Annotated in this window: 32 protein-coding genes; 17 read left to right on the top strand and 15 right to left on the bottom strand. The window is 70.0% G+C overall.

What is annotated here, in order from left to right:
• The first annotated feature begins 70 nt into the window (after positions 1 to 70).
• On the top strand, positions 71 to 475 hold the full coding sequence (locus tag CLV40_RS07430; protein WP_104478087.1) for an SsgA family sporulation/cell division regulator: 405 nt from the start codon (positions 71 to 73) through the stop codon (positions 473 to 475).
• A gap of 103 nt (positions 476 to 578) precedes the next feature.
• Here the strand turns inward: CLV40_RS07430 and CLV40_RS07435 are convergent, their stop codons facing one another.
• The 4 genes from CLV40_RS07435 to CLV40_RS07450 all read right to left on the bottom strand — a co-directional run bounded on the left by CLV40_RS07435 (position 579) and on the right by CLV40_RS07450 (position 3,501).
• Positions 579 to 962 (bottom strand): bacteriophage spanin2 family protein, encoded by a 384-nt coding sequence (locus CLV40_RS07435; protein WP_104478088.1) that lies wholly within the window; start codon positions 960 to 962, stop codon positions 579 to 581.
• Between the two features lie 55 nt (positions 963 to 1,017).
• Entirely contained in the window at positions 1,018 to 2,421 is a 1,404-nt protein-coding gene (locus CLV40_RS37810) for a serine/threonine-protein kinase (protein WP_245931154.1), read from the bottom strand.
• Between the two features lie 75 nt (positions 2,422 to 2,496).
• A complete protein-coding gene (locus CLV40_RS07445; protein WP_104478089.1) occupies positions 2,497 to 3,075 on the bottom strand; it encodes an HhH-GPD-type base excision DNA repair protein in 579 nt (192 codons plus the stop codon).
• A gap of 63 nt (positions 3,076 to 3,138) precedes the next feature.
• On the bottom strand, positions 3,139 to 3,501 hold the full coding sequence (locus CLV40_RS07450; protein ID WP_104478090.1) for a DUF1801 domain-containing protein: 363 nt from the start codon (positions 3,499 to 3,501) through the stop codon (positions 3,139 to 3,141).
• Between the two features lie 132 nt (positions 3,502 to 3,633).
• On the opposite strand from CLV40_RS07450, the gene CLV40_RS07455 reads away from it, so the two are divergent.
• From CLV40_RS07455 to CLV40_RS07470, 4 genes are all read left to right on the top strand, one after another.
• Complete coding sequence (locus CLV40_RS07455; RefSeq protein WP_104478091.1) at positions 3,634 to 3,960, top strand: YciI family protein; 327 nt, start codon at positions 3,634 to 3,636, stop codon at positions 3,958 to 3,960.
• The gene (locus tag CLV40_RS07460) at positions 3,957 to 5,873 is read left to right on the top strand and encodes a DUF6596 domain-containing protein (protein WP_104478092.1); all 1,917 of its coding nucleotides are present in this window, start codon (positions 3,957 to 3,959) and stop codon (positions 5,871 to 5,873) included. The genes CLV40_RS07455 and CLV40_RS07460 overlap by 4 nt, the downstream gene beginning before the upstream one ends.
• 277 nt (positions 5,874 to 6,150) lie before the next feature.
• On the top strand, positions 6,151 to 6,501 hold the full coding sequence (locus CLV40_RS37085) for a hypothetical protein (RefSeq protein WP_146107958.1): 351 nt from the start codon (positions 6,151 to 6,153) through the stop codon (positions 6,499 to 6,501).
• A 163-nt stretch (positions 6,502 to 6,664) separates the two neighbouring features.
• Positions 6,665 to 6,922: a Prokaryotic metallothionein gene (locus CLV40_RS07470; RefSeq protein WP_104478094.1), complete on the top strand. Its 258-nt coding sequence runs from the start codon at positions 6,665 to 6,667 to the stop codon at positions 6,920 to 6,922.
• Position 6,923: 1 nt separating this feature from the next.
• Here CLV40_RS07470 and CLV40_RS07475 read toward each other — a convergent pair whose 3' ends face one another.
• A complete protein-coding gene (locus tag CLV40_RS07475) occupies positions 6,924 to 7,739 on the bottom strand; it encodes a metal-dependent hydrolase (RefSeq protein ID WP_181043365.1) in 816 nt (271 codons plus the stop codon).
• Positions 7,740 to 7,798: 59 nt separating this feature from the next.
• Between CLV40_RS07475 and CLV40_RS07480 the strand changes: the two genes are divergently transcribed.
• Positions 7,799 to 8,356, top strand: a complete 558-nt coding sequence (locus CLV40_RS07480) for a GNAT family N-acetyltransferase (protein ID WP_104478095.1) — start codon at positions 7,799 to 7,801, stop codon at positions 8,354 to 8,356.
• A gap of 219 nt (positions 8,357 to 8,575) precedes the next feature.
• Here CLV40_RS07480 and CLV40_RS07485 read toward each other — a convergent pair whose 3' ends face one another.
• Entirely contained in the window at positions 8,576 to 8,980 is a 405-nt protein-coding gene (locus CLV40_RS07485) for an AsnC family protein (RefSeq protein ID WP_104478096.1), read from the bottom strand.
• Positions 8,981 to 9,109: 129 nt separating this feature from the next.
• On the opposite strand from CLV40_RS07485, the gene CLV40_RS07490 reads away from it, so the two are divergent.
• From CLV40_RS07490 to CLV40_RS07510, 5 genes are all read left to right on the top strand, one after another.
• A complete protein-coding gene (locus tag CLV40_RS07490; RefSeq protein ID WP_104478097.1) occupies positions 9,110 to 10,330 on the top strand; it encodes an NADP-dependent isocitrate dehydrogenase in 1,221 nt (406 codons plus the stop codon).
• Positions 10,331 to 10,509: 179 nt separating this feature from the next.
• Positions 10,510 to 10,827, top strand: coding sequence for an SH3 domain-containing protein (locus CLV40_RS07495; RefSeq protein ID WP_245931155.1), 318 nt, complete (start codon positions 10,510 to 10,512; stop codon positions 10,825 to 10,827).
• Positions 10,828 to 10,914: 87 nt separating this feature from the next.
• The gene (locus tag CLV40_RS07500; RefSeq protein ID WP_104478098.1) at positions 10,915 to 11,724 is read left to right on the top strand and encodes an exodeoxyribonuclease III; all 810 of its coding nucleotides are present in this window, start codon (positions 10,915 to 10,917) and stop codon (positions 11,722 to 11,724) included.
• A gap of 33 nt (positions 11,725 to 11,757) precedes the next feature.
• The gene (locus CLV40_RS07505; protein WP_104478099.1) at positions 11,758 to 12,066 is read left to right on the top strand and encodes a nucleotidyltransferase family protein; all 309 of its coding nucleotides are present in this window, start codon (positions 11,758 to 11,760) and stop codon (positions 12,064 to 12,066) included.
• Positions 12,067 to 12,444: 378 nt separating this feature from the next.
• Positions 12,445 to 12,774, top strand: coding sequence for a hypothetical protein (locus CLV40_RS07510; protein ID WP_146107959.1), 330 nt, complete (start codon positions 12,445 to 12,447; stop codon positions 12,772 to 12,774).
• Between the two features lie 70 nt (positions 12,775 to 12,844).
• Here the strand turns inward: CLV40_RS07510 and CLV40_RS07515 are convergent, their stop codons facing one another.
• Positions 12,845 to 14,365 carry a S8 family peptidase gene (locus CLV40_RS07515; protein WP_104478101.1) on the bottom strand — a complete coding sequence of 507 codons (1,521 nt, stop codon included), beginning with the start codon at positions 14,363 to 14,365 and terminating at the stop codon, positions 12,845 to 12,847.
• 163 nt (positions 14,366 to 14,528) lie between these two features.
• Here CLV40_RS07515 and trpS point away from each other — a divergent pair, with 163 nt between their 5' ends.
• On the top strand, positions 14,529 to 15,551 hold the full coding sequence (gene trpS / locus CLV40_RS07520; protein ID WP_104478102.1) for a tryptophan--tRNA ligase: 1,023 nt from the start codon (positions 14,529 to 14,531) through the stop codon (positions 15,549 to 15,551).
• Between the two features lie 142 nt (positions 15,552 to 15,693).
• On the opposite strand, the gene CLV40_RS07525 is transcribed toward trpS, so the two are convergent.
• Positions 15,694 to 16,359: a hypothetical protein gene (locus CLV40_RS07525; protein WP_104478103.1), complete on the bottom strand. Its 666-nt coding sequence runs from the start codon at positions 16,357 to 16,359 to the stop codon at positions 15,694 to 15,696.
• 200 nt (positions 16,360 to 16,559) lie between these two features.
• Between CLV40_RS07525 and yhjD the strand changes: the two genes are divergently transcribed.
• The gene (gene yhjD / locus CLV40_RS07530; RefSeq protein WP_342752249.1) at positions 16,560 to 17,567 is read left to right on the top strand and encodes an inner membrane protein YhjD; all 1,008 of its coding nucleotides are present in this window, start codon (positions 16,560 to 16,562) and stop codon (positions 17,565 to 17,567) included.
• Here yhjD and CLV40_RS07535 read toward each other — a convergent pair.
• Positions 17,564 to 18,070: a hypothetical protein gene (locus CLV40_RS07535; protein ID WP_104478105.1), complete on the bottom strand. Its 507-nt coding sequence runs from the start codon at positions 18,068 to 18,070 to the stop codon at positions 17,564 to 17,566. The genes yhjD and CLV40_RS07535 overlap by 4 nt on opposite strands.
• Before the next feature lie 122 nt (positions 18,071 to 18,192).
• Entirely contained in the window at positions 18,193 to 19,545 is a 1,353-nt protein-coding gene (locus tag CLV40_RS07540) for a D-alanyl-D-alanine carboxypeptidase family protein (RefSeq protein WP_245931156.1), read from the bottom strand.
• A 90-nt stretch (positions 19,546 to 19,635) separates the two neighbouring features.
• Here CLV40_RS07540 and CLV40_RS07545 point away from each other — a divergent pair, with 90 nt between their 5' ends.
• Positions 19,636 to 19,863 (top strand): SCO4848 family membrane protein, encoded by a 228-nt coding sequence (locus CLV40_RS07545; RefSeq protein WP_104478107.1) that lies wholly within the window; start codon positions 19,636 to 19,638, stop codon positions 19,861 to 19,863.
• Position 19,864: 1 nt separating this feature from the next.
• Positions 19,865 to 20,206 (top strand): hypothetical protein, encoded by a 342-nt coding sequence (locus CLV40_RS07550; RefSeq protein ID WP_104478108.1) that lies wholly within the window; start codon positions 19,865 to 19,867, stop codon positions 20,204 to 20,206.
• Here the strand turns inward: CLV40_RS07550 and CLV40_RS07555 are convergent.
• Positions 20,175 to 21,317, bottom strand: a complete 1,143-nt coding sequence (locus CLV40_RS07555) for a hypothetical protein (protein ID WP_104478109.1) — start codon at positions 21,315 to 21,317, stop codon at positions 20,175 to 20,177. The two genes, CLV40_RS07550 and CLV40_RS07555, sit on opposite strands and share 32 nt — an antisense overlap.
• A gap of 69 nt (positions 21,318 to 21,386) precedes the next feature.
• Here CLV40_RS07555 and CLV40_RS07560 point away from each other — a divergent pair, with 69 nt between their 5' ends.
• Positions 21,387 to 22,526, top strand: coding sequence for a saccharopine dehydrogenase family protein (locus CLV40_RS07560; protein ID WP_104478110.1), 1,140 nt, complete (start codon positions 21,387 to 21,389; stop codon positions 22,524 to 22,526).
• A gap of 94 nt (positions 22,527 to 22,620) precedes the next feature.
• A complete protein-coding gene (locus CLV40_RS07565) occupies positions 22,621 to 23,067 on the top strand; it encodes a ricin-type beta-trefoil lectin domain protein (RefSeq protein ID WP_146107960.1) in 447 nt (148 codons plus the stop codon).
• 34 nt (positions 23,068 to 23,101) lie between these two features.
• Here CLV40_RS07565 and CLV40_RS07570 read toward each other — a convergent pair whose 3' ends face one another.
• From CLV40_RS07570 to CLV40_RS07585, 4 genes are all read right to left on the bottom strand, one after another.
• Positions 23,102 to 23,761, bottom strand: a complete 660-nt coding sequence (locus CLV40_RS07570; RefSeq protein ID WP_104478112.1) for a hypothetical protein — start codon at positions 23,759 to 23,761, stop codon at positions 23,102 to 23,104.
• A gap of 181 nt (positions 23,762 to 23,942) precedes the next feature.
• Complete coding sequence (locus CLV40_RS07575; protein ID WP_104478113.1) at positions 23,943 to 24,728, bottom strand: succinate dehydrogenase iron-sulfur subunit; 786 nt, start codon at positions 24,726 to 24,728, stop codon at positions 23,943 to 23,945.
• Positions 24,728 to 26,491: a succinate dehydrogenase flavoprotein subunit gene (sdhA, locus tag CLV40_RS07580; RefSeq protein WP_104478114.1), complete on the bottom strand. Its 1,764-nt coding sequence runs from the start codon at positions 26,489 to 26,491 to the stop codon at positions 24,728 to 24,730. The genes CLV40_RS07575 and sdhA overlap by 1 nt, the downstream gene beginning before the upstream one ends.
• A gap of 34 nt (positions 26,492 to 26,525) precedes the next feature.
• Positions 26,526 to 26,936 carry a succinate dehydrogenase hydrophobic membrane anchor subunit gene (locus CLV40_RS07585; protein ID WP_104478115.1) on the bottom strand — a complete coding sequence of 137 codons (411 nt, stop codon included), beginning with the start codon at positions 26,934 to 26,936 and terminating at the stop codon, positions 26,526 to 26,528.
• Position 26,937 lies beyond the last annotated feature (1 nt).

Below are 26,937 nucleotides of genomic sequence, written 5' to 3' on the forward strand. Positions count from 1 at the left end.
CCGCCAAATGCGTTTCCCTGCTGACGGTTCGCCAACCACCAGCGCGAACACCGGGACAGGAGGCAACGGGATGACCAGCAACACCGAGCACTCGGAGCAGATCATCTCGCTCTACGGCGGCAGCACTCCTGTCCGCTCGCGTTGGAGCTACCGGGCGAACGAGCCCTTCACCGTCGTCGCGGCGTTCCAGACCGACTCCGACCGCTGGGTCGAGTGGATCTTCGGGCGCGACCTGCTGGCCGAGGGCCTGACCCGCCCCGCCGGTGAGGGCGACGTGCGGTTGAGCCCGGAGATCAGCGACGGCCGCCCCGTGCTCGCGCTGGAGATCGAGTCCCCTGACGGCCACGCCGTGCTGGAGATGGACCTGGCCGCCGTGCAGGGCTTCCTCGCCGCGACCACCGAGATCGTCCCGATGGGCGCCGAGAGCGACCACTTCGACATCGATGGCCTCATCGACGAGATCACCAACGTCTGACCGAACCACCCGACGACCGCCCGCCCCGGGAGCCGGGGCGGGCGGTCGTCGTTGTCGGGCGTCGGCGGTCACCTTCGCGGCTGGTCCGCCGCCGGTCGGCGGGTCAGAGGCAGGCCTGGCTCAGCGCGTTGACGGCGTCGAGCTTGTTCTGGGCCCAGGCGGTGATGCTGCTCGGGCTAACGTCGGGCACGGTCAGTTCGTTGACCTTGGTCGCCATGTCGTTGATGGCGTCGCGGACGGCCTGGTCGGCCGTCTTCGCGCTGAGCGCGGTCAGGTCCTCCGCGGTCTTCTTGGCCTCGTCCGCTGTCTTCGACACGTCCTGCGTGCTGGGCGTGAAGTTGGCCAGCTTCAGCGCCTCCAGGCACACGCTGGTCTTGTCGGCCGCGTTGCTCGCCGCGCCGGTCGCCTCGCGCACGGTGTCGCACGCGGTCAGGCCGCCGAGCAGGGCGGCCGCGGCCAGGGTGGTCGCCAGCCGGGATCGCATCATGCCCCCATCGGGTGAGAGGTCAGGTCGACGACAGCGTATCCGTTTTGCCCGGACCTCAGCCCGAAACGAACGCACTGCCCGCGGGCTGCGTCCCCTCCGGCTTGGCCAGGCAGAACAGGTGCGCCTTGCTCTGCCCCCGCGCCTTGACCGGCAGCGGCTCGATGTCCCAGCCCCCGGTGTCCTTGCCCGGCTTGGTGCGCGCGGCCATGGACTCCTTCGAGCACGCCCGCCGCACCTCGGGCAGGGCGGCCATCTCCGTCAGCGTCATCTCGGCCTCCGAGTCGGGTAGCAGCGTGCCCGCGAACGCCTGCCAGTTGTGCTTCGCGTCGCAGTCCATCGGGGTGGCCCGGACGTCGAGGTCGGCGATGTTGACGATGCCGCCGAAGCACTTGTCGACCGCGCAGAGGCCGTGAGCGTCGCTGTCGGCGCAGTTCGCCAACCCCGCAGGTATGGCCGGTGCGGTGCTGCTCGCAGTCGTAGTAGTGGGGGAGTTCGCCCCACCACCTTGTGCCTTCCCATGCCCGAACAGCCCTCGACCGAAGAACCCGGCAGCGACCAAGACAGGCACCGCAACCACGGCTACCGCTATCCGTGCCGTCTTAGCCCTGTCCGTCGCAACACGCGGCATAGGCCGAATCGGACGAAGACCACTGAGTTCGTCCCGTAGTTGCGCCGCGGTGCTAGTACGCCTCGCGGCGTCCGGATGCAGTGCGTTCAAGAGGGCCGCGTTGAGCGCGTTGGGCGCGTTCGGGACGGGTTGGACGGGGGCGCGAAGTGCCGTGATCAGGCTGTCGAGGGACTGGGCGGGCCAGGGGATGTCTCGTGGGCGTGACCCGGAGGCGAGGGTGTAGATCGTGGCGGCGAGGGAGTAGATGTCCCCGGCGGCGGTTGGTGCAGCTTGCGCGAAAACCTCGGGAGCGGCGTAGTAGGGACTAAGCGCACCTACGGTGACCGTGCTCTCGGCATGGGCGTCAAGGATCGCGGCGAGCCCGAAGTCCGCCAACTTCACCGCGCCGAACGAGTTGACCAGGATGTTCGCCGGCTTGATGTCCCGGTGCAGGATGCCGACCTGGTGGGCGTGCGCGAGTGCGTCGGCCAGCTTCGCCCCCATCTCGACAACCTCGTCGAACGGGAGCGGCCCGCGCTGGCTGAGCACATCGGACAGCGAGCCGCCGGTGCAGAGTTCCATGACGATGTAGGGCCTGCCGTCGGCCGTGACCCCGGCGTCGTACACGTTGACCACATTGGGATGCCCCGACAACCGCGCCGCGGCCCGCGCCTCGCGCAAGAACCGATCCCGATCCCGGTCGGTCTGCAACACCCGGTTGTCCACCTTGACGGCGACATCGCGGTGCAGCCGGTCCTGCCGGGCGAGGAAGACCGTGCCGAACCCGCCCTGGCCGAGGGGACCGGCCAGGCTGAGCCCCGCGATCTGCGGTGGAGAAGGCACATCACGCACGCGTGGAATCTACTTCCCCGCCCCCACGAGGCAGACTCTCCCTGCCCTGCCCTGCCCTGCCCTGCCCTGCCCTCGTCACCCCTGCTTGGCCGCCGCCTTCGCCGCCTTCTTGGTCGCCCGAACCTCCGCCAGAGTCTCCGCACTGGTCACATCAGCCACGGACTTGCGCGAGTCGACCACCCCGTAATCCCCAGCCGCCTCCCGCCACCCCACAGGCACAACCCCCAACTGCTTCCCCAACAACGCCAAAAAGATCTTCGCCTTCTGCTCCCCATACCCGGGAAGCCCCTTGAGCCGCTTGAGCACCTCCTTACCATCCGGCTCCCCACGCTCCCAAATCGCCGAGACATCTCCGTCGTACTCGGCCACCAGGTACTGACAAAGCACCTGCACCCGCTTCCCCATCGACGCCCCGTACCGGTGAATCGCAGGCGGGGTGGTCGACAAGGCCACCCACTCATCGGGGTCATACTCCGCCACAACATTCACATCCAACGAGTTCCCGAGCCGGGTGTAGAGCTTGAAGGGCCCGTTGAACGCCACCTCCATAGGAATCTGCTGGTCGAGCAGCATGCCGATCAAGAGGGCAAGTGGGCTCTCGGACAGCAGGGCGTCCGCGTCGGGGTTCTGCGCGATACAGATCTTCGGCGTCATGGGGTCATCGTGGCACGGGGGCCTGGTCGGGGCGGCGATGGTGGGATCGCGGCTCTCTTGTGGTCAGGGGGTTTCCAAAGACCGGGCTTCCTCGACCCAGGACCGGAGTTGGGGCGGGTCCAGGACCGTCGTCTCGTCCAGTTTCATCGACGCCATCTGCTGGCTGCCGCTCCCCGCCAACAACTCGGTGGGGTCGGTGAGGGATTGGCCCTTCCAGAAGCCCAGGGTGACGTGCTTCGTGTAGGCCTTCACGAAGCACACCGGGGTCTTGCCCGGGGTTTCGCCGAGGCTCCAGACGGGGTGGCCGTGCCACATGGCGGCCGGCGTGGGGAAGGTGGCGTCGATGGCCCCGACCAGCGACTCCGTCAGGGGGCGGAGGGTGGTGGGAACGTTGGCGACGTACTCGGCGACGGTGGGCTTCGGCATGCGGCGGGTCCTCTCGGGTGTGGCTGGTGGCAGTACGTCGGTTGGGGGATGCGACAGGGAATGGGTCCATTCCCTGTCAGGTATCTTCTTCGACGTGTGGGTGGAACTACCCCACCGACTGAGGAGTGACGAATGCGCTACCTGATGATGTCCAAGGACTCCGGCGACAGCACCCCGGACGAGAAGCTGTTCGCCGACATGGCCGCGTTCGTCGAGGAGTTGAGTGCGGCGGGGGTGCTCCTGGCCACCGGGGGGCTCGGGCCGGACGGGATCCGGGTGTCGTCCAAGGGGGACGAGATCACCGTGACCGACGGGCCGTTCGCCGAGGCCAAGGAGGCCGTCGCCGGGTTCGCGCTGGTCGAGGTGCGGTCCAAGGAGGAAGCCATCGAGCTCACCCGGCGGTTCCGCAAGATCGTCGGTGACGGGGAGAGCGTCATCCAGCAGGTCTTCGGTCCGTGACCGACGTCCGGCGGGCGGTCGACGCCGTCTTCAAACTGGAGGCGGCGCGGCTGGTCGCCGGGTTGACGCGGCTCGTGCGCGACGTCGGCCTGGCCGAGGAGTTGGCCCAGGACGCCCTTGTCGCGGCCATGGAACAGTGGCCCGGGTCGGGCGTCCCGGACAACCCGGGCGCCTGGCTCATGGCCGTCGCCAAGCGGCGGGCGGTGGACCACATCCGGCGCGCGGAGACGCTGGACCGCAAACGAGCGGAGTTGGCGAGGGAGGTCCGGGAGGAAGACGCGGCGCAGGACAAGGACGACGTCCTGCGGCTGATGTTCCTGTCCTGCCACCCGGTTCTCCCGACCCCCGCCCGTGTCGCCCTGACCCTGCGCCTGCTCGGTGGGCTCACCGCCGCGGAGATCGCGCGGGCGTTCCTCGTCACCGAAGCCGTCATCACCCGCCGGATCGCCGAGGCCAAGCGGGCCTTGGCCGAGGTGCCGTTCGACCTGCCCGAGCCCGACGCCATGGCCGCGCGCCTGTCGTCGGTACTGGAGGCGGTCTACCTCATCTTCAACGAGGGCTACTCCGCGACCTCCGGCGACGACCTGCAACGCCCCGCGCTGTGCCAGGAAGCCTTGCGGTTGGGGCGTTTGCTGGCCGAACTGGCCCCGCAAGAGTCCGAAGTGCACGGTCTTGTCGCGCTCATGGAGATCCAGGCGTCGCGCACCGCCGCCCGGACCGGGCCGGACGGTGAACCCGTGCAGCTCCACGAGCAGAACCGCGGCCGCTGGGACCGACTGCTCATCCACCGCGGCTTCACGGCGATGCTTCGCGCTCGCCAAATCGGCGGCCCACCCGGCCCGTACGTCCTGCAGGCCGCCATCGCCGTCTGCCACGCCCAGGCCCGCAGCGCCGACGACACCGACTGGCCGCGCATCGCCGCCCTGTACGCGGCGCTGGTCCGCGTCCTCCCGACCGCGGTCGTCCGCCTCAACCAGGCCGTCGCCGTCGGCATGGCGCACGGCCCCGAAGCCGGACTCGCGCTGACCGACGCCATCTCCCTGCCCGACTACCACCTGCTCCCGGCCGTCCGCGGCGATCTCCTCCTCCGCCTCGGCCGCGAAACACAGGCGCGCCTAGAGTTCGAGCGCGCCGCCAACCTCACCACCAACGCCGCCGAACGCGCCTTCCTCCTCCGTCGCGCCGACGCGATCGTCCCCACCCCGACCACGCGCACCCTCGGCCAAGCCTGCGCCGACTTCCTCGCCCGCGAAGACCTGGGCCCCTCGACGATCCGCTCCTACGCCCAAACCCTGCGTCGCCTCTGCCGATCGCTCGGCGACAACAAACCTCTCGACGCCACAACGGCGACCGACATCGCCACAGTCTTCAACTCCACATGGGACAAAGCGGCCCCCAAGACCTGGAACCGCCACCTCTCCGCGGTCCGGACCTTCGCCAAGTGGTCCTCATTGGACAGTCTAGACGGCGAACTGGAACGTCGTCCCGAGACCAGCGAACCGGCCAAACCCGCCCCGCTGCAAGGAATCTGGGAACTCCCCGACGTCCCACTACGCGAACAGACCCTCTGGCGCCTGCTCCACGAGTCCGAAGCCAAGGTCACCACCGTCCTCGCCATCAACATCGAGCACCTGGACCTCGCCGACCGCCGCGCCCGCGTCCGCGGCACCTGGGTCACCTGGCGCTCCGGCACCGCCGCGCTCCTGCCCGCCCTGGTCGCCGACCGCCCCTCCGGCCCGCTCTTCCTCAGCGACCGCCGCCCCGGTCCCGCCCGCACCCCGTCCCCGGACGACCTCTGCCCCCACACCGGCCGCCGCCGCCTCTCCTACGAACGCGCCGAATACCTCTTCAAACAGGCCACCCGCGCCCTCGACCCCGACGGCTACACCCTCCGCGGCCTCAGAACCGGCTGACCACGTCGTCCACCGGTCGAAGGCTTTGACCGGCGACAGGTAGAACAACAGGTGCCCAGCAGCGGAATAATCGTAAGCAGGCGAGAAATATAGCTGCGTCTGGTGTTCCGGTGGCAAACAACATAATGAGCGGAGGCATGCGTAATGGCATCTGCGACCAAAAGCTTTTGATCACTCCCGGCATGCCGCCAATCGAGTGAAGAATCCCGGAGGCAGTTCCGGTCGGCGGCCTCGTTGTGACAAGTATTGTGCATTGTCATCGCGCTGGTTGGCTTGTATGGGGCTACAGGGACTGCGCAATGTTGCGGAAGCGGGTCTTCAGCAGCTCTTCACGGATGCCTTTGCCGAACAGAACAAGCGTTTTGACCAGACCCTCAGCAGACTGGAAAGCAACGATGCAGAGGCGGCGACGCTCCTTCGTGAGCTGCGAGCGGAGATCGAGCAACTGCGAAGCGGTGGACGAGCGGTAGACTTCGATGCCGCTGCCATGTTGAGTGAAGCCTCGCGCAAGCTCGCTGGCCTGCCGGACTATGCGCCGATGCTCAACAAAGCCGCACACAAGCTTAGTGGCCTTGAAGGGCTAGTTGTGGCCCTTGGGAAGGTTGTGCGAAAGTTGCCCGATAGGTAGCCCGGATTCATTGGCAACGTTGGCCCTGTACGCATTTCACCGGCCTGACTGCCCACACCTCGTCAGAGTGGACGCGGGTGGTGACTTCGCCGTGCTGGGTCCCGGTTGCCGGACTCGGGCGGCCGGCGCACGCTGCGGTGTGACGGCGAACGGGAGAGGGCCCATGGCGATCTGCGACACCTGCGGCAACGACTACTGGATGTCCTTCGAGGTCCGCACGGTCAGCGGCCAAGTGCACACCTTCGACAGCATCGAGTGCGCCGCCGCCCGGCTCGCGCCCATTTGCGAGCACTGCTCGTGCCGGGTGCTCGGGCACGGCGTCGAGGTCGAGGGCCGCTTCTTCTGCTGCGCCCACTGCGCCCGCCAGGGCGCCGAGCTCGGCAGCCAGATCCGGGACGCCGTCGGGGCGCACCCCGGCTGAGTCAGCCCTGCCCCCACCACGTCAGCGGCACGTCCCGCAGCATCGGCAGCGCGCCCGTGTTGCGCAGGGCGATCAGCGACATCCACACGGCCACCACCGTCAGCAGCGGGCCGACGAAGGCCATCTCCACCCGGCCGCCGGTGCGCATCCGGAACACCTTCGGCGGGGCGACCGGGTACCAGGTCTTCCACGCGATCGGGACCGGCCACAGGATCGGGCAGCCCTGCTCGGTGATCGCGTCGCCCAGGTAGTGCGCGACGCAGCCGATGCCGACGGCCAGGCCGCAGGCGGCGGCGTTCGCGTCGGTCTGGTCCGTCCACTTGAGGCACGCGTAGGTGAGCAGAAGCGCCGTGCCGGTGATCCACAGGGCGTCGTTGCGGGGGCACCACTTGTGCATGATCCCGCGCACCGCCAGGCCGCAGAAGAAGAACATCAGCACCGGCAGCGCCCACGACCGGCTGGTCTGGATGATCGCGGTGGTGACGACCGTGGCCAACACCGCGAAGAACAGCGTGTGGGTCAGGCCGCGGTGGCCGCCGTCGCGGTTGGAGTCGCGCTTGGTGCGGGTCAGCCGGTAGACGCCGTGGCTGATCGTGTTGATCAGCTTGGACCCGGCCTGGCTGACCGGGCCGAACGTCGACGACACGGTCGACTCCGGGTGGTCCAGGTCCGGCAGCAGCGCCGCGCCCGCGGCCAGGACCGCGCCGACCAGCCACCCCTTGGTGGACAGCTGGCCCAGGGCGTTGTCGGGGGTCAGCGCGGTCACCGTGGCCCAGGCCGTCAGGCCGCTCATCGCGTGCGTGGGTCCGGTGGACACCGGCCGACCCCCTCCTAAATCGGGAGCCCCGGCGGCCCGGCGCGCCTAGGATTCGGCTGGTGCCGACCCCCGAGTTGCCGCTGACCACCAGCAGGCTCGTGCTGCGCCCGTTCGTCCCGGAGGACGCGGAGGCGCTGTACAAGATCCAGTCCCGGGAGGATGTCACGAAGTACCTCTACTGGGGCCCGCGAACGCGGGAAGAAGTACGGCAAGTCGTGGCCGACCGTATGACGTTCACCACCCTGAACGACGTCGGTGACCGGATCGTGCTGGCGGTGCAGCTGCGCGCGACGGGGGAGCTGCTCGGCGACGTCAACCTCGGCCTGGTCAGCGCCGAGCACCGCACGGGCGAGATCGGCTACATCTTCCACCCCGACCACCACGGCCACGGGTACGCCAACGAGGCCGCCCTCGAGATCCTGCGCGTGGGCTTCGAGGTCATCGGCCTGCACCGGATCGTCGCCCGCCTGGACGCGGACAACACCGCGTCGGCCAACCTCGCCGAGCGGCTGGGCATGCGCAAGGAAGCCCACTTCCGCAAGAACGAGTTCGTCCAGGGCCGCTGGGCCGACGAGGCCGTCTACGCCCTGCTCGCCGAAGAGTGGAAAGCGCGGTAACTGTGACATCGCCGCGGCTTCGCCTCGGCGGTGAGATCGCCTTTGAGCCGATCTCTTCCCTCGCGGTTCACGCGGCCCGAGGGGCCGCGTGAACCGCTCAGTCCAGAGACCGGCGCGATCTCGCGGTGCGGGCCGACTCGGCCGGTGAGCCGGCCCGGGAGGCGGGGCCGTCAACCGTAGGGGCGGCGGGGGCCAGGTTGTTGAGCGGGAATGGGGATTTCACAGTTCTAAGGCGCGGAAGCGTTCGTGGGCGGCTTGGCGGCTCACGCCCAGCGCCGAGCCGACGTCGGTCCACGACGCGCCGCGGTGGCGGGCGGCCTGAACCGCCTTGGTGGTCAGGGGGCGGTGCCACTTCTCCACCTCGGCCAGCAGCTTCAAGGCGGCCTCGGGTCGGGTCGTGATCATCTCCTCCACCTGTTCGCGCAGGACATCGGACTTCACCACCAGCCAGTTCGGCGGCTGGCTCTCCACCGCCGGGAAGGCGTGGTCGCGCAGCCAGTGGGTGGTGGCGTCCTCGGTAGTGGGGAAGTAGCGGTCCGCGGCCCAGCCGCAGTCGCAGATCGGGCGCAGGTCCACCACGCTGAGGCGGTGGCCGGGGAACTCCTCGGCGAAGTCGTCGAACATGGCTGTCAAGATACCTTGACAGCCTACGATCCCGCCCCGGGTGACCGTGCCCACAAGCGGCGGGTGGGCAGCTACCAGTACGCTTGTACCGTTTGCGAGGCGTTGAAGGCGAGAGGAGCACCGCGGCTCATGTCCAAGATCAAGGTCCAGGGGAAGGTCGTCGAACTCGACGGCGACGAGATGACCCGGATCATCTGGCAGTTCATCAAGGACAAGCTGATCCACCCCTACCTGGACGTGGACCTGGAGTACTACGACCTGGGCATCGAGCACCGCGACGCCACCGACGACCAGGTGACGATCGACGCCGCCAACGCCATCAAGCAGCACGGCGTCGGCGTCAAGTGCGCCACCATCACCCCGGACGAGGCCCGGGTCGAGGAGTTCGGCCTCAAGAAGATGTGGGTCTCGCCCAACGGCACGATCCGCAACATCCTCGGCGGCGTGGTCTTCCGCGAGCCGATCATCATCTCGAACATCCCGCGGCTGGTGCCGGGCTGGACCAAGCCGATCATCATCGGCCGCCACGCCCACGGCGACCAGTACAAGGCCACCAACTTCAAGGTCCCCGGCGCCGGTGAGCTGACCATCACCTTCACGCCCGCGGACGGCTCCGAGCCCGTCAAGCACGTGGTGGCCAACTACGGCCCCGACGGCGGCGTGGCCATGGGCATGTACAACTTCACCAAGTCCATCGAGGACTTCGCGCGCGCGTCCTTCTCCTACGGCCTGCAGCGCAACTACCCGGTGTACATGTCCACGAAGAACACCATCCTCAAGGCGTACGACGGCGCCTTCAAGGACATCTTCCAGGCGATCTTCGACGCCGAGTTCAAGGCCGAGTTCGACGCCAAGGGCCTCACCTACGAGCACCGCCTCATCGACGACATGGTCGCCGCGGCCATGAAGTGGGAGGGCGGCTACGTCTGGGCCTGCAAGAACTACGACGGCGACGTCCAGTCCGACACCGTCGCGCAGGGCTTCGGCTCGCTCGGCCTGATGACCTCCGTGCTGTCCACCCCGGACGGCCGCACCGTCGAGGCCGAGGCCGCGCACGGCACCGTGACCCGGCACTACCGCCAGCACCAGGCGTGCAAGCCGACCTCCACCAACCCGATCGCCTCGATCTACGCGTGGACCCGCGGCCTGGCCCACCGGGGCAAGCTGGACAGCACCCCCGAGGTCACCGGCTTCGCCGAGACCCTGGAGCGGGTCGTCATCGAGACCGTCGAGAGCGGCAAGATGACCAAGGACCTGGCGCTGCTGGTCGGCAAGGACCAGGCGTGGCAGACCACCGAGGACTTCCTCGGCACCCTGGACGAGAACCTGCAGAAGAAGATGGCGGGCTGACGCCCTCTTCCCGCACCGGGCCCCCGCCGACCAGCGGGGGCCCGGTCTCGTTCGTGACCCTGCGTGCCCGGCGTTGGCCCCTGCGGGTGGTTCGGCGGACCGGTACTGGCGCGGGTGGGGTCCGGTGCGCCACCGTGGGGATGACGATCTGCGTTGGAACCGGTCTAGGAGCGTCTGTCGTGCTGTTGCCGAAGCGGGCCATGATGGTGGGTGGCGCGATCGTGGGCCTCGCGGTGATCTACTCGATGAGCGTGGACCCGCCGAACAGCGCGACCACGCCGACCAGCAGCGATGCCAAGTGCCGGATGGCGGTCACCGCCGACGTGCTCAACGTGCGCTCCGCGCCGGAGCCGAACGCCGAGATCGTCGGCAAGTACAAGACCGGCGCCGAGTCGGACGCGGAGAACGTCGTGCAGAACGGCTTCCGCAAGCTCGGCGAGAACCGCTGGGCGTCGGCCGAGTTCCTCAAGCCCCTCCAGGGCCGCAACTGTGGTTGATTCCTCCCAACCCCCTCATCCCCACCCGGCATCGTCCCCGACCGGGCGAGCGAACGGCGAAACCCGGTAGCCCCTTAGGCTGGCGCGGTGCTGACCGTGTCGACCGTGAACGTCAACGGCCTGCGGGCCGCGGCCAAGAAGGGCTTCCTGGAGTGGCTGGCGGCCACCGAGGCCGACGTCGTCTGCCTGCAGGAAGTGCGTGCGGCCACCGATGAGCTGCCCCCGGAGGCGGGCGCCCCGGATGGCTGGTTCGCCACCCACGCCGAGTCCACCCTGTTCCGCGGCCGCAACGGCGTCGCCGTCTACTCGCGGACCCGGCCCACCGCCACCCGCGTCGGGTTCGGCGTGCCGGAGTTCGAGGCCAGCGGGCGGTACGTGGAGGCGTGGTTCCCGGGTCTGGTGGTGGCCAGCGTCTACCTGCCCAGCGGCGAGGTCGGCACGCTGCGGCAGGACCAGAAGGAGCGGTTCATGGAGACGTTCCTGCCGTACCTGGTCGAACTGCGGGCCAAGGCCGCCGCGAGCGGCTGCGAGGTCCTGGTCTGCGGCGACTGGAACATCGCGCACCAGGAGATCGACCTGAAGGCGTGGAAGGCCAACCGCAAGAACGCGGGCTTCACCCCCGGCGAGCGGGCGTGGCTGGGCCGCGTCTTCGACGAAGCGGGCTACCGCGACGTCCTGCGCGGCCTGCACCCGGACGGCCCGGGGCCGTACACGTGGTGGTCGTACCGGGGGAAGGCCTTCGACAACGACTCGGGGTGGCGGATCGACCTCCAGGTCGCCACCCCCGGCCTGGCCCTGCGCGCCACCTCGGCCGTCGTGGAGCGGCCGGAGAGCTACGACGCCCGCTGGACCGACCACGCCCCCATGACCGCCACCTACGACGTCTCGCGGGGCTGAGACCAGGCACAACCGTGACCAGGAGGTGACGAGGTGCACGAGATCATCATCGCCAACCTGCCCGAGATCGAAGAGCTGTGCAGGCGACACGGCGTCCGCCGTCTCGATGTGTTCGGGTCGGCAGTCGGAGATTCGTTCGACCCCACGTCTAGCGACGTGGACACCCTCGTGGACTTCGACGCGCCGCCCGGGTTCGACCACTTCGGCAGCTATTTCGCGTTGAAGGAGGGGGTGGAGCGGCTTTTCGGGCGTTCCGTCGACCTCGTGAGCGGTTCCGCCATCCGCAACCCGTACTTCCGGCAGCAGGTCATGGAGACCGGGGAGCTGCTCTATGCGGCGTGAACCGCGCGCGTACGTCCGGGACGCGCTGCGCGCCGCTGAGCTGCTGGATGAGTTCACCACGGGCAAGTCACGGACCGTGGGGGCGGGGTGACCGGTCGTCACCCACTTGCTCAACACCGCCCCGTCTCACTCGGACCGGTGAATCAGACCGACAGTGGTATCCCCCGTGTGGGTGGTAGCAGGCCCTTGGGGTTTCGACCTGCGCCTTCGCGGTGATCCACTACCCCGTGACGTGGCGCACCCGAGCAGGGGGATACGCTCCCCCGGCACCGGCCCCGGCGACGAACTCGCCCGCGGTCGGTTCGGCGTTCGGGGGCAGGGCCGGTAGTGCTTAGTCCAATCGAAGGACGGTAGAGCAGTGTCGAGCGGTGTCGTGTCGTGAAGGACCGAATAGCGCGGGGCTCGCGCCTCGCGGTGTCCCTGCTGGGGACCGCGGGCTTCCTGGTCGCTACGGCCGGGGTCGCGTCGGCGGACGCCGGCACGGTGGAGAGCTCCATCCCGTTCGAGGTGGCGGGCCCGGTGGGCACCCTCGCGGTGATCTTCGGTGCCGGGGGGCTCATCGTGGGCCTGATCCGCCGCCGCCGCCGGGTGGCCGTGGCCCCCGCCAACCTCCCGATCGCGCCGGTCGAGACCGAGGAGCCGCCCCAGGTCGTGGGCGCCCTCAAGCTCCCGGCGCCGCGTCGCTCGCAGGCCGACAACCCCGCCTGACCAGCGCAGACAAACCACGCGACAGGCCCCCGCCGAACGAATCGGCGGGGGCCTGTCGGCTGCGTGACCGCTACCGGACCGCGTCCAGCGCGTCGATCAGGCCCGCGCCGTAGAAGCCGCGGCCCGAGGCGCCGCCCTCGCACTTGGCCTTCCACGCACCGGTGCCGTCCGGGTCGTAGTCGCCACCGGCCGGGCACGCCAGCCGGTCGGCGTCGTGCTGCAGCTCGTCGACGACCCGGTCCGCCGACCAGTTGCGGTGCGTCGAGCGGATCAGCGCGACCACGCCCGCCGCGTGCGGGGACGCCATCGACGTGCCCTGCTTGTAGCCCCACGCCCCGCCGACGACCGTCGACAGGATCCGGCCGTTCGCGTCCGGGGTGCCCGGGACCTGCATGCGGTCACCGCCGGGGGCGGCCACCTCGGTCTCGGTGCGGCCGTAGTTGGAGTAGTACGACTTCAGGTTGTTCACACCGGTCGCCGACACACCCACCACACCGTGCGTCTCGGCCGGGATGTTCACGCACTCCGGGCCGGTCTCGCGGGTCGTCGGGGTGCCGTTGTTCGGGCTGCCCGAGTCGGTGATGTTGTGCGACAGGTCCCAGTTGCTGTTGCCCAGCGCCGCCACGTTCACCACGCCGCGCCGGTCGGAGTAGTCGATCGCGCGGGTCACCGCGGTCACCACGGCGCGCTGGTCGGCGTCGTTGCGGCACCACAGGAACCACGGGTCGATGAAGTACGAGTTGTTCGTGACCTTCACGCCGTGCTCGGCCGCCCACACGAAGCCGCAGATCGCGTACTCCGGGTAGATGAACTGGTCGTCGTCCACGACCTTGATCGAGGCCAGCTTCACGTTCGGGGCCACGCCCACCACGCCGACGCCGTTCTTGGCCGCGGCGATGATGCCCGCGACGTGCGTGCCGTGGTCGCTGGTGGTCGGCGCCCACGCGGCCGGGGACGTGTTCGGCACGCCCTGGTCGGTGCAGCCGACCGAGCGGGACGCGTCGATGTTCGGGGCCAGGTCGGGGTGGGTGGCCTCGATGCCGGAGTCGAGCACGCCGACCACGACGTCGCGGCTGCCGCCGGAGATGCTGTGCGCCTTGTCGGCCTTGATCGCCGCGAGGTTCCACTGGTTGACGCTGAGCGGGTCGCCCGGGTCGGACGGGACGCCCTTGCCGCCGTTGGTGACCACGGACTCGGTGGCCTCCAGCGACCGCGCGCTGTCGGCCGACGCGGCGATGCGCGCGGTGGTCGGCTCGGGCGTGACCAGCTCGGCCAGGTTGCGGGTCGCGCCCGCGCCCTGCACGCCGCGCTTGGTGCGCACGACCTTGGCGAAGTCGGCCTTGTCCGAGGACGCGACCACGACGCCGATCTGCGGCCAGCTCTTGACCACGGTGCCGCCCGAGTCGCGGACCGCCTTCTCGACCGCGGATAAACCGCGGCCCTCGTCGCCGAGGACGACGAAGTGCGCGGCCCCGGCCGCGGAAACCTGCGCGGGTGCCGCGGTCGCCTGGCCCGCCGCGGTCGCCACGCTCGCGGCCGCGGCGATCACCACCGCGGCGGCGAGCAGGCGGGCACGGGATCGTCTGTGCACTACAACCCTCCAGATGTGACTGTGGTGTCGGATCCGCGCCGGTCAGACGCCGTCGGATCCGATTGCGGAGAACCTGTCACCTCGGGCACCGGGCGGGCAATCCGCCATAAGGTCCAGCTCACCCAGCGGGGAACCGCCTCGACAGGGCTGCCAGGATGGTGGTGTGTCGACCGAGCCAACGAACCCGGTACCCGAGCGCAAGCCGCGCGTGCTGTCGGGGATCCAGCCCACGGCGGACTCCTTCCACCTCGGCAACTACCTCGGCGCGGTCCGCCAGTGGGTGGCCCTGCAGGACACCCACGACGCGTTCTACTTCCTGGCCGACCTGCACGCGATCACCGTCGAGCACGACCCGAAGCTGCTGCGCAAGCGCACCCGGGTGTCGGCGGCGCAGCTGCTGGCGCTGGGGCTCGACCCGGCGCGCACCACGCTGTTCGCGCAGAGCCAGGTCCACCAGCACGCCGAGCTGGGCTGGGTCATGCAGTGCCTGACCGGCTTCGGCGAGGCCAGCCGGATGACCCAGTTCAAGGACAAGTCGGCCAAGCAGGCGCTGGTCAGCGTCGGCCTGTTCACCTACCCGATCCTGCAGGCGGCGGACATCCTGCTGTACCGGCCGCAGTACGTGCCGGTCGGCGAGGACCAGCGCCAGCACCTGGAGCTGACCAGGGACCTGGCGCAGCGGTTCAACTCGCGGTTCGGCAAGACGTTCCAGCCGCCGGAGCCGTACATCCTCAAGGACACGGCCAAGATCTACGACCTGCAGGAACCAGGCGCGAAGATGAGCAAGTCCGCGTCCAGCCCGTCCGGCATCATCGAGTTGCTCGACGACCCGAAGATCTCGGCGAAGAAGATCCGCTCGGCGGTCACCGACACCGGCCGGGAGGTCGTCTACGACCCGGAGAACAAGCCGGGCGTGAGCAACCTGCTGAGCATCTACTCGTCGCTGACCGACCGCACTGTCGAGCAGTTGCAGGCCGACTACGACGGCAAGGGCTACGGGGACCTGAAGAAGGACCTGGGCGAGGTCGTCGCCGACTTCGTCACCCCGGTCCGCGACCAGGTGAAGTCCTACCTGGACGACCCGGCCGAACTGGACAAGATCCTGCACGCGGGCGCCGAACGAGCCCGTGAGGTCGCGGCGGCGACGCTGTCGCGCGTTTACGAGAAGGCGGGCTTCCTGGCCTGAAAATCGTCCGGCGTGGCGGTTTTGCCCGTTCTGTAGTGGTGTCGTGTCGAACCACTCGACCGGCGAACGAGGCCGTCGCGCCGGCGGGTCTGAACCTCGTCGGGTCCCCACCCGCGACAGCTGATCGCGGGTGGGGCTCGTCTCAGGCGTACGTGAGTGTCCAGTCGGTGCCGTTGAAGGTGGCGTGCGCGTTCGTCTTGCCGTTGGGGAAGGTCAGGCGCACCGGGGCGGTGACGTCGTTGTCGTCGACCACGGCGCCCGCGGCGTAGCGGGCCATCCCCAGCCAGTACGACGGGTGCGGGTCGAAGACCAGGTCGACGCCCGGTTCGGTGGGCGCGACGAAGGTGGCGGCCCCGTCCATGCCGATGCCGACGCAGCCGCGCCGGTACGCGCCCGCCCCGGGCAGGGTCTCGTCCTGGAGCACGGCCAGCACGCCCGGCGGGTGCGCGCCCGGTTCGCGGCGGAACCCGAAGCCGCCCTCGTAGACCAGCCGGGCGACGTTGTAGCGGTCCAATCTCGCGTCGAGGACGGTGCCCGCCCCGTAGTCGACGCCCGCGTGCAGGTTGCCCTGCCTGCCCCAGACGAAGCTGTAGCGCAGTGTCCACTCCAACGCGACTGTCGTACCCGGCCGGGACAGCCGCGCCAGCCAGGCCAACCGGACGGCGCTGTCCGGCAGGGACGGCGAGTCCTGGTACAGGACGGCGTTGTGACCGTCCACAGTGGAGTTGTTGGTCACCGTCACGGTGTGCTGGGCGCCCAGCGAGGGAACCAGGTCGGCGACGTCGACGCCCTGGGTTGTCAGTGTCATCAGGTCGGTCCTCGGGTGGTAGTCGGAAAACGCGGATTCCGCCGACGCTAGGTCCCCGGGTGGTCCCGGGTGAATCTTGATCACCCGTTCTTCACGAAAGGTGCCCCGATCGGGGCAGTGCCCGGTCCGAATGCCGCCGGGGAGTATCGTTGAAGATCTTTCGCGTTGCGTGCGGACCCCCGGCCGCTAGAGTGGTGGCGGTGACGGAGAACGAGTCGAAACTCGCCCGCCTGCGGCGCCGCCGCCCCGGCATCGACCACCTCATCCGGTCGTTCGACGCGTTCACCGAGCGCTACGGCAACCACTTCGCGGCGTCGATCACGTACTTCAGCGTGCTGTCGCTGTTCCCGCTGCTGCTGATCGGCGTCTCCGTGCTCGGCTTCGTCCTCGCCGACCAGCCCGACACCCTCCGCGAGCTGCAGGCCAGCGTCATCGGCGCGGCCCCGACCAGCCTGCGCGGGCTGCTGTGGGACCTGGTCAACGCGGCGGTGGAGGAGCGCGGCAAGGTCGGGGTCATCGGCCTCGTCACCGCCGCCGTCACCGGGCTCGGCTGGATGAGCAACCTGCGCGACGCGCTGACCGCCCAGTGGGGGCAGAAGCCGGTGCAGCAGGCGTTCCTGCGGGGCATCGTCGTCGACCTGCTGTCGCTGGTCGGGCTGGGGATGGCCATCGCGGTGTCCTTCGCGCTCAGCGCCGTCGGCAGCGGCCTCGCCGACACCCTGCTCGACGCGATCGGCCTCGGCGGCTACGGCTGGGCGAAGGTCCTGCTGGTCGTGGTCACCACGCTGCTGTCGGTCAGCGCCAACTGGCTGGTGTTCCTCTGGGTGATCTCGCGGCTGCCCCGGACCCCGGTGAGCGTCAAGAGCGCGGTCCGCGGCGCCCTCGCCGCGGCGGTGGGCTTCGAGGCGCTGAAGGCGGTCGGCGCCGTCTACCTGAACACGGTCCTCGGCGGTCCGCTCGGCAGCCTGGTCGGACCGGTCGTCGGTCTCCTGGTCTTCGCCAACCTGGTGGCCCGCTTCCTGCTGTTCATCACCGCGTGGACCGCCACGGCCCGCGAGAACATCATCGAGGAGCCCACCCCGGTGCCCGGCCCGGCGATCATCCGGCCGGTGCTGGAGGTCTCGCGCGTGCCCCGCGGCAAGGAGGCGCTGGGACTGGTCGGCGTCGGCGCGCTGCTGGGCGTGTTCCTGGGCCGCCGCAAGCGCTAGTCACCTGGCGACGACTCGCTCCGCGCGCACACCGCGTTCGGCGGGGTGTCGGCGCACGGCCGCGAGGTCCCGATGCGCACGCCGGACCAGTAGACCGGGTTGAAGCCGCGCGGACCCGAGTCCGTCCTGAGCACCCCGAAATCCGCGTGGTACCCGGTCCCGTCGGTCCGGGTACCCGCGACCTCCAGCACGAGCATGTCGGCTTGCCTGCGCTCGCCCACGATCGTGGGCGCGGTCTCCGCGGGGTGCTGCCCCGACTGCCGGGTCCCCTCGACGGTGTGCAGGCAGATCCCCGCGACATCGGCCACCGACTGGCACAGACCGGCGAGGTCGCCCGACCGCGCCAGGCGAACCGCGTCCCGCAGCACCCCCTCGGCTTCGCTCCGGCTCACCGGCGCGACGGGCGTCGGGCCGTCGTCCAAGGAGACGGCGTAGGCGGTCGCGGTGAGGCCGACCAGGAGCGCGATGGCCCACTTCGTGTGAGGGGAACGGGGTTTCACCATCTCGCGCCACCACCCGCGTCGAGGATCACGGTCACTCGACGATATCGGGAATCGGGGCGCGACCGCCGGAAAACCGGACCGCCCCCTGTCCGACGGGCAGGGGGCGGTGGATCGAGCGGGTGTCAGCCGCCCGCGGCGATGCGCCTGGCCCGGGCGGCGCGGGCGCGCTTCTGGCGGAACCAGATGCCGAACGCGACCAGGATCGCCACGGCCGCCAACGCGACCAGGGGGATGCCGTAGCTGCCGAACGCCGAGCGGTCCAGGTCGGCGGTGGAGATCGCGGCCGGGGCCGGGGTGGTCGGCGCGTTGGGGGAGTCGGTGGTGCCGGGGGTGTTGCTCAGGCCCGTGTTGGGCTTCTGCTGCACATCCGGCGCGTGGTCGACCAGCACGCCCACCGGCTTCGACTTCTCCGCGGCCAGGGCGAAGCCGTAGTCCAGGAGCTTGGCCCCCTGGTCCGACAGCGGCGCCCCCGTGGCCGTCTCACCGCGCATCATCACCACGCCGACGCGCTTGCCGCCGCGCTCCGCCGCGCCCATGTAGGTGTGCCGGGCGTCGTCGGTGAAACCGGTCTTGCCGCCGACGAAGCCCTGGTAGCGGCCCAGCAGCTTGTTGTCGTTGACGACCTTGTAGCCCGGCTTGTTCGCGTACCCGGGGAAGTCGATCGACTTCGTCGAGATCGCCTCGACGAACTCCTTGTGCTTCACCGCCGCGCGGAAGACCAGGCTCAGGTCGTAGGCCGACGAGCTCATCCCCGGCCCGTCCAGGCCCGACGGGGTGGCCGCCCGGGTGTCCAGCGCGCCCAGCTCGGCGGCCAGCGCGTTCATCTTCTCCAGCGTCGCCTGCTCGCCGCCCAGCAGCGTCGACAGCGCGTGCGCCGCGTCGTTGCCCGAGCGCATCAGCAGCGCGTGCAGCAGCAGCCGCACCGTGTACTGGCCGCCGGGGCCCATGCCGACCTTGGTGCCCTCCTGGTCGGCGTCCGCCTGCGTGCCGGTCACCACCTGCTCCGGCCGCAGCTCGCGGATCACCGCGATGGCCAGCAGCGTCTTGATCAGCGACGCGGGCCGCTCCCGGGCGTGCGGGTCCTTCGCGGCCAGCACCTCACCGGAGTCCAGGTCGGCGACGACCCACGACGCCGACGTCACGTCACCGGCGATGGCGGCCTTGGCGCCGACCGGCGACACCACCCCGCACTCGCCCATCCGGGTGCCGCCGACCGGCTCGGCAGGCACGGGCAGCGGCTTCGGCGTCGGCTCGCCCGGCTTGGGCTCCTCGGAGGTGTCCACCGGGGGCGGCGGCCGGTCGTGGTTCTGGCACTGCGCGCTGTTCTGCGTCGGCGTGCCCCCGGTGGTCTGCTGCGCCTTCCGGGGGCTCTTCGGCGCGGCCACGGCCCCCGGCGCGGCCAGCACGGCCGACGCGATCAGGGCGCACAGCGAGACGAGGAGAGCGGTCACGGTCCTGCGGGCTGCGAAGCGCACCCCCGCAGCGTAGAACGTGTCACGGTCCGGCCACGATCCGCCCTATCACCCACACGTGGGCACCGCGCCCGGGCGCTGGATACTGCCCGTGTGACGCTCAGCCGCCGGTCAGCGCTGTTCCTGCTCGCCTTCGGGCTCTGGTCCTGGGTGATCTGGCCCATGTTCCTGAAGAACGTGTGGGCCGACCCCCGCTCGTGGGACGGCGGCCCGACCGGTTTCTTCATCGTGCACGCCCTGCTGACGGCCGCCTCACTGGCGTTCGGCACCATCATCGGGGTCATCGGCTGGCGGGCCTGGAACGCTCGGAGAAGGAGCTGACGTGGAGTTCGTCCGACACTTACTGGTCTTCCTGCACCTGCTGGGCATGGGTCTGCTGCTGGGCACCCTGCTGCTGCAGCTGCGCACGCCGAACGAGCTGAACAAGGGCTGGCTGCACGGCTCGGGCCTGCAGCTGGTGACCGGTATCGCCCTCATGGCGCTCGCCCCGCTGACCGACGCCCACTACAACCACGCCAAGCTCGGCGTGAAGCTCACGGTCGTCGTGGTGATCCTGGTGCTGGCCTTCGTCTACCTGGCCAAACGCGCCTGCCCACGCTGGCTCGCCCCCACCCTCGGCGGTCTCGTGGTGCTCAACGTCGGGCTCGCGGTCTTCTGGAGCTGAGCTGCTTGTGCCGGTTGAGGCGTGGTCGGGCGAAGAGCGGGTAGCGGAGGAGTTCGGGTCGTAGTGGGGCCCAGGCGCGTAGTTGCTCGACGAGGTCCGGGTCGCCTGCTTCGGGTATGGCTTGGGCTACCTGGTGGATCTGGTCGCGGAGTCGGCGGGAGAGGCGGAGCTCGTCCGCGTCGAGCCGGTGGGCGCGGCTGAGCCGGGTGGCCTCGGCCAGGTCCGCCGGTGGCGCGGCCAGCCAGCGGCGGAGGCCGTGGTCGATCATCGGGCGGGTCTCCTCCGCGGGGAGGGGGTCGTCCGGGTACCTCTCGAAGTGCCAGGCGAGGTCGACCAGCAGGGACGCGTCGTCGCCGGGTGGGTTCACCTCGCGGTCCACCGCCTCCCGGACGAGCGCCAGGAGCCCGGGGTGCGACACCGGGGAGTCGCCCTTGCCCGCGGCGGTGAGCAACAGCGACCACCACTCGCGGCGGTCGTCGTCGCGGGGTTCGTTGCGGTCCAGCCAGGCCGGGACGTTCCCCGCGGCGGCCAGGTCCTGGGCGTGCTCGCCGAACTCCTGCTCACGGTGGTCCCGTGGAAACCGGTGCCCCCGCCGGGCGGCGGGGGTCTGGTAGGCGGTCACCATCTTCTCGACCGTGCCGAAGTACCGGGATCGCTTGTGCGTCCAGGTGATCAGGGACATGCCGGAGCTGGGTTCGTAGTACTGGCGGTGGTCATCCGCGTCGTTCCGGGTCCATTCGTAGTCGAGTTCCAGGGTGAAGCCGCGGGCGCGGATGGCGGCTGCCAGTTCGTCGAAGAGGAGTTCTGTGCGGCGGAATCGGCCGTAGTGGGCATTGAGCGCGGGGAACTTGTTCTTACCGTCGAGCCTGTTGGGGTAGGCGCCGTAGTGGGCCAGGTACCAAGTGTTGAGCGGGGGCCACCTGGTCCAGACGAACTCGGCGAGCCCGTCGTCGATGCGCATGGTGTCCCCACCGTCTTGCCTGCCCCGCCAAGTCTTGGAGATCTTCCCGGGTCCGAGGACCGCCGCCACCTCCGCCACCGTGCTGGTGTGGTCGAGGCCCAGCACGGTCCGCGTGGTCATGAGGTCGACGAAGAAGTCCAGATCGCTCACCAGGCCAGGGTCGCAGTGGGGGGTCGGTGATCGCGTGCGAGCTCGGTTACCGGCGGGTAGGGTCTGGGCATGCTCGACATCGTGCTGTTCGGGGCGACCGGCTTCACCGGCGGGCTCACCGCCGAATACCTGGCCCGGCACGCCCCGCCGACGCTGCGCTGGGCGATCGCGGGGCGGGATCGGGCCAAGTTGGCTGCGGTGCGCGACCGGCTCGGGTTGCCCGAGCTGGAACTACTCGTTGCGGACGCGGGGGACCCCGCGTCGTTGAAGGCGGTCGCGGAGTCCACGCGGGTTGTCGTGAGCACGGTTGGGCCTTACCTGACGCACGGGGAGCCGTTGGTCGCCGCGTGCGCGGAGGCGGGCACCGACTACCTCGACCTCACCGGCGAGCCCGAGTTCGTCGACCGCGTCTACCTGGGACACCACGCCCGCGCAGTGGAGACCGGCGCGCGGATCGTGCACTCCGCGGGCTTCGACTCGATCCCGTACGACCTGGGCGTGTACTTCACGGTCAAGCAGCTGCCCCGGGACGTGCCGATCACCGTCGAGGGCTTCTTCCGCGCGTCCGCCGCCATCTCGGGCGGCACCTTCCACTCCGCCGTCCTGGTCATGTCCCGCCTGCGCGAGGCGTCCAGGCTCGCGACCCAGCGCCGCCGCGCGGAGGGCAGGCCCGCCGGGCGGCGGGTGCGGGGCATGAAGGTCCGGCCCCGGCGGGTGGACGAGCTGGCGCTGTGGGGGCTGCCCGCGCCGACGATCGACCCGCTGGTCGTGCTGCGGTCCGCCCGCGCGCTGGAGTCGTACGGACCGGACTTCCGATACGGCCACTACCTGGGGATCAAGCGCTTGCCGTCGGTCGTGGGACTGGTCGGCGGGGTGGCCGCGGTGGCGGGCCTGGCGCAGGTCCCGTTCACTCGCGACTGGCTGCTGTCCCGGCGCGAGGCGGGCACCGGCCCGAGCCCCGAACAGCGCGCCAAGTCCTGGTTCAAGGTCACCTTCCTGGCCCGCGCGGGCACCGAGCGCATCACCACCGAGGTCACCGGCGGCGACCCCGGCTACGACGAGACCGCCAAGATGCTCGGCGAGTCGGCCCTGTGCCTCGCCCTGGACGACCTGCCCGCCACCGCGGGCCAGGTGACCACCGCGGTCGCCATGGGCGACGCCCTCCTGGACCGGTTGGTGGCGGCCGGGATCCGGTTCGCGGTGCGCTGACCGTCCGGTGTGGAGTCGTTCGTCCGGGTGGTGTGACCGCCCGGGTGGGTGACGTCCGGAGTGGGCGGTCGCGGGACGGGCTAAAGGTGTTCGTATGACCGCGAAAGCACGCAGATGCGCAGGTGTCCTGGCCGCGACCGCAACCATGACGGCCCTGGCGGCGTCCCCGGCCACCGCCGCCGTGGATCCGGGGTGGTACCACCTCCGCTCCACCGTCCGGGGGACCTGCGTCCCCAACACGGTCCCGACGACCCTCCAGGGCTGCGGCGGCACGGACACCGCCTGGGTCGTGGACACCGACGGCACCACCGGCTACCGCATCTCCTACGACGGCCAGTGCCTCAACAGCGCGCAGGACAAGGTGTGGCTGTCGTCGTGCGACACGGGCACCCAGTACTGGGACATCCAGCTCACCCAGTCCGGCACCGCGCTCAAGCTGACCAACGTCTCCGGCCGCGTCCTGTCCGTCTCCGCCGCCAAGGTCCTCACCGTCAAGCCGACGGGCGCCGCTGAGCAGTCCTGGACCCTTGTGCCGCTCTGATCCGACCCCGGCGGGAGCCGCCTCCCCGGCGGCTTCAGCCGGGCAGTTCGGCGGCGGCGTCCACGGCCATCCGCATGAGCCCGGGGTCGGGTTTCCCGGACACCACCGCCCCCTCGGCCACGACCAGCAGGTCCCGTTTCGGGCGCGACCGGTACGGGGTGCCGGTGAACCGCACACCCTGCCCCTCCAGCAGGTCGAACCCGATCGACTTGACGCTGCCGGTGCCGTCGCGGTCGATCAGCCGCCGCAGGTCGCCGGTGTCGCCGCTGCCGCGCATCCGGACCCAGGACACGGACACGACGAAGGTGCCGCCGTCGGGGGCGGCGAGGGTGAACAGGGTGCGCTCCAGGGAGCGGCACGGGTTGCGGAGGAAGAACTCGCGCACCTGCCCGTAGGAGTTCACCGCGCAGTTCGCGGCCTGCTCGGTGGCTTCCCGGACCTGCTTGAGCCGCATCCGCCGCCACGACTTGTCCGACTCCGACTTGCGGGCTCGCCGGGTGTTCCCCCGCGCAGCCTGTCCGCCCGCCTGCTCGACAGCGGCTTGGCCCGCGGCCTCGACCGCCGCTCCCGTGGCCGCCCCACCGGTTCCGTTCGCCACGGCCAGCGCGATGGCCGCGCCGGTGACCGTGACCCCGGCACCGCCCTTGACGGTCCAACGCCCACCCGCATCGCGCGGTTGGTTCCACCAACCCATGTCAGCCCCCTTGTCCCAGCCGCGCAGGTTGCCAGGGCTGTCGGGGAAGCGGGCGGTTTTCGGTGTCGTTCACCCGATTGAGCAACGGCAGGCGTCGAACTCCGCCCCGGTGCTGTGTTGCCGTGCAAAGAAAGAGGCCGTGGACCCCGGCGGGATCCACGGCCTCTCGTGTGCGAGTCGGTCAGCGGCGGAAGAGCAGGGCGCGCTTGACTTCCTGGATGGCCTTGGTGACCTGGATGCCTCGGGGGCACGCGTCGGTGCAGTTGAACGTCGTGCGGCACCGCCAGACACCCTCGGCGTCGTTGAGGATGTCGAGGCGTTCCTCGGCTCCCTCGTCGCGGGAGTCGAAGATGAAGCGGTGGGCGTTGACGATGGCCGCCGGGCCGAAGTAGCTGCCCTCGTTCCAGAACACCGGGCACGAGGTGGTGCAGCAGGCGCACAGGATGCACTTGGTGGTGTCGTCGAAGCGCTCGCGGTCGGCGGCCGACTGGATGCGTTCGCGCGTGGGTTCGTTGCCGTAGGTGATGAGGAACGGCTTGACCGCGCGGAACGCCTCCATGAAGGGCTCCATGTCGACCAGCAGGTCCTTGTTCACCGGCAGGCCCTTGATCGGCGCCACGGTGATCGTGGTGTGCTTGCCGCCGCCCGCCAGCAGGTCCTTCACCAGCACCTTGCACGCCAGCCGGTTGACGCCGTTGATCTGCATGGCGTCGGAGCCGCAGATGCCGTGCGCGCACGACCGGCGGAAGGTCAGCGTGCCGTCGAGGTACCACTTGACGTAGTGCAGCAGGTTCAGCACGCGGTCGGTGGGCAGCGCGGGCACCCCGAAGGACTCCCAGCGCGGCTCCGAGTCCGTCTCGGGGTTGAACCGCTGGACCCGCACCGTCACGGTGACCGCGCCATCGGGCACGGGGGGCTGGTCGCCGCGCTTGCCGGTCGCGGTCCGCTCAGAAGTCACCGCAGTCATCAGTACTTCCGCTCCATGGGCTGGTACCGGGTGAAGGTCACGGGCTTGTAGTCCAGCCGGATGTCGCCCTTGAGACCGTCGCCCTGCTTGTAGAACATGCTGTGCCGCATGAAGTTCGTGTCGTCGCGGTTCGGGTAGTCCTCGCGGGCGTGCCCGCCGCGCGACTCCTTGCGCTCCAGCGCGCCCACGACCAGCACCTCGGCCAGCTCCAGCAGGAAGCCCAGCTCCACGGCCTCCAGCAGGTCGGTGTTGAACCGCTTGCCCTTGTCCTGCACGGAGATGTGCACGTAGCGGTCCTTGAGCGCCTGCACGTCGTGCAGCGCCTGCTTCAGCGTCTCCTCGGTGCGGTACACCGACGCGTTGGCGTCCATCGTGGCCTGCAGCTCGGTGCGGATGTCGGCCACCCGCTCCTTGCCGTGCTCGGACAGCACCAGCGCCAGCTGCGACTCGACCACCGCGGACGGCGTCTCCGGCAGGTCCAGCAGCTCGTGGTTCGCCGCGTACCGCGCCGCCGCCAGGCCCGCGCGGCGACCGAACACGTTGATGTCGAGCAGCGAGTTCGTGCCCAGCCGGTTCGCGCCGTGCACCGACACGCACGCGCACTCACCGGCCGCGTACAGGCCCGGCACCACGTTGTCGTTGTCCCGCAACACCTCGCCGTGGATGTTGGTCGGGATGCCGCCCATCGCGTAGTGCGCGGTCGGGTACACCGGCACCGGCTCCTTCACCGGGTCCACCGCGAGGTACGTGCGGGCGAACTCGGTGATGTCCGGCAGCTTGGTCTCCAGGACCTCGGCGCCCAGGTGCGTGCAGTCCAGCAGCACGTAGTCCTTGTTCGGGCCCGCGCCGCGGCCCTCAAGCACCTCCAGGGCCATCGACCGGGCGACGATGTCGCGCGGTGCCAGGTCCTTGATGGTGGGCGCGTAGCGCTCCATGAACCGCTCACCGGAGGCGTTGCGCAGGATCGCGCCCTCGCCGCGGGCGCCCTCGGTGAGCAGGATGCCCAGGCCCGCCAGGCCGGTCGGGTGGAACTGGTAGAACTCCATGTCCTCCAGCGGCAGGCCCTTGCGGAAGATGATGCCCATGCCGTCACCGGTGAGGGTGTGCGCGTTGGACGTCGTCTTGAACACCTTGCCGAAGCCGCCGGTCGCGAACACGACGGCCTTGGCCTGGAACACGTGGATCTCGCCGGTCGCCAGCTCGTACGCGACGGCGCCGGTGCACACCGGACCGCTCTCCGTCTCGGTGAGGCAGATGTCGAGCACGTAGAACTCGTTGTAGAACTCGATGCCGTGCTTGACGCAGTTCTGGTACAGCGTCTGCAGGATCATGTGGCCGGTGCGGTCCGCGGCGTAGCAGGCCCGGCGCACGGCGGCCTCGCCGTGGTTGCGGGTGTGCCCGCCGAAGCGGCGCTGGTCGATGCGGCCCTCGGGCGTCCGGTTGAACGGCAGGCCCATCTTCTCCAGGTCGAGGACGGCGTCGATGGCCTCCTTCGCCATCACCTCGGCGGCGTCCTGGTCGACCAGGTAGTCACCGCCCTTGATGGTGTCGAAGGTGTGCCACTCCCAGTTGTCCTCCTCGACGTTGGCCAGCGCGGCGCACATGCCGCCCTGGGCCGCGCCGGTGTGCGACCGGGTCGGGTAGAGCTTGGTGAGCACCGCCGTGCGCGGCGCGTGCCCCGCCTCGGTGGCCGCCGCCAGGGCCGCGCGCATCCCCGCGCCACCCGCCCCGACGATCACCACGTCGTACTTGTGGAACTGCATCGGATCTACCGCTTCTTCCAGGTGGTGGTGCGCGTCAGTTGGCCGGGATCGTGGCGTCGAAGGTGAAGATGACGTAGCTGCCCAGCGCCAGGATCAGCACCATCGACACGTACAGCATGATCTTCAGCCAGAACCGGGTGCTGTCCTTGCGCGCGTAGTCGTTGATCACCGTGCGCAACCCGTTGCCGCCGTGGATCTCGGCCAGCCACAGCATGGCCAGGTCCCAGAACTGCCAGAACGGGCTCGACCAGCGGCCCGCGACGAAGGCGAAGTTGATCCGGTGCACGCCGCCGTCGAGGATGTTCATGATGAACAGGTGCCCGAGCACCAGCACGATCAGCGCCAGCCCCGAGATGCGCATGAACAGCCAGCTGATCATCTCGAAGTTGCCGCGGCGCGCGGCCGGGCGGCGGGGCGAGCGGGGCTTGTCCAGTGCGAGAGTCATC

This window comes from Actinokineospora auranticolor (genome assembly GCF_002934265.1).
GTDB classification, from domain to species: Bacteria; Actinomycetota; Actinomycetes; order Mycobacteriales; family Pseudonocardiaceae; genus Actinokineospora; species Actinokineospora auranticolor.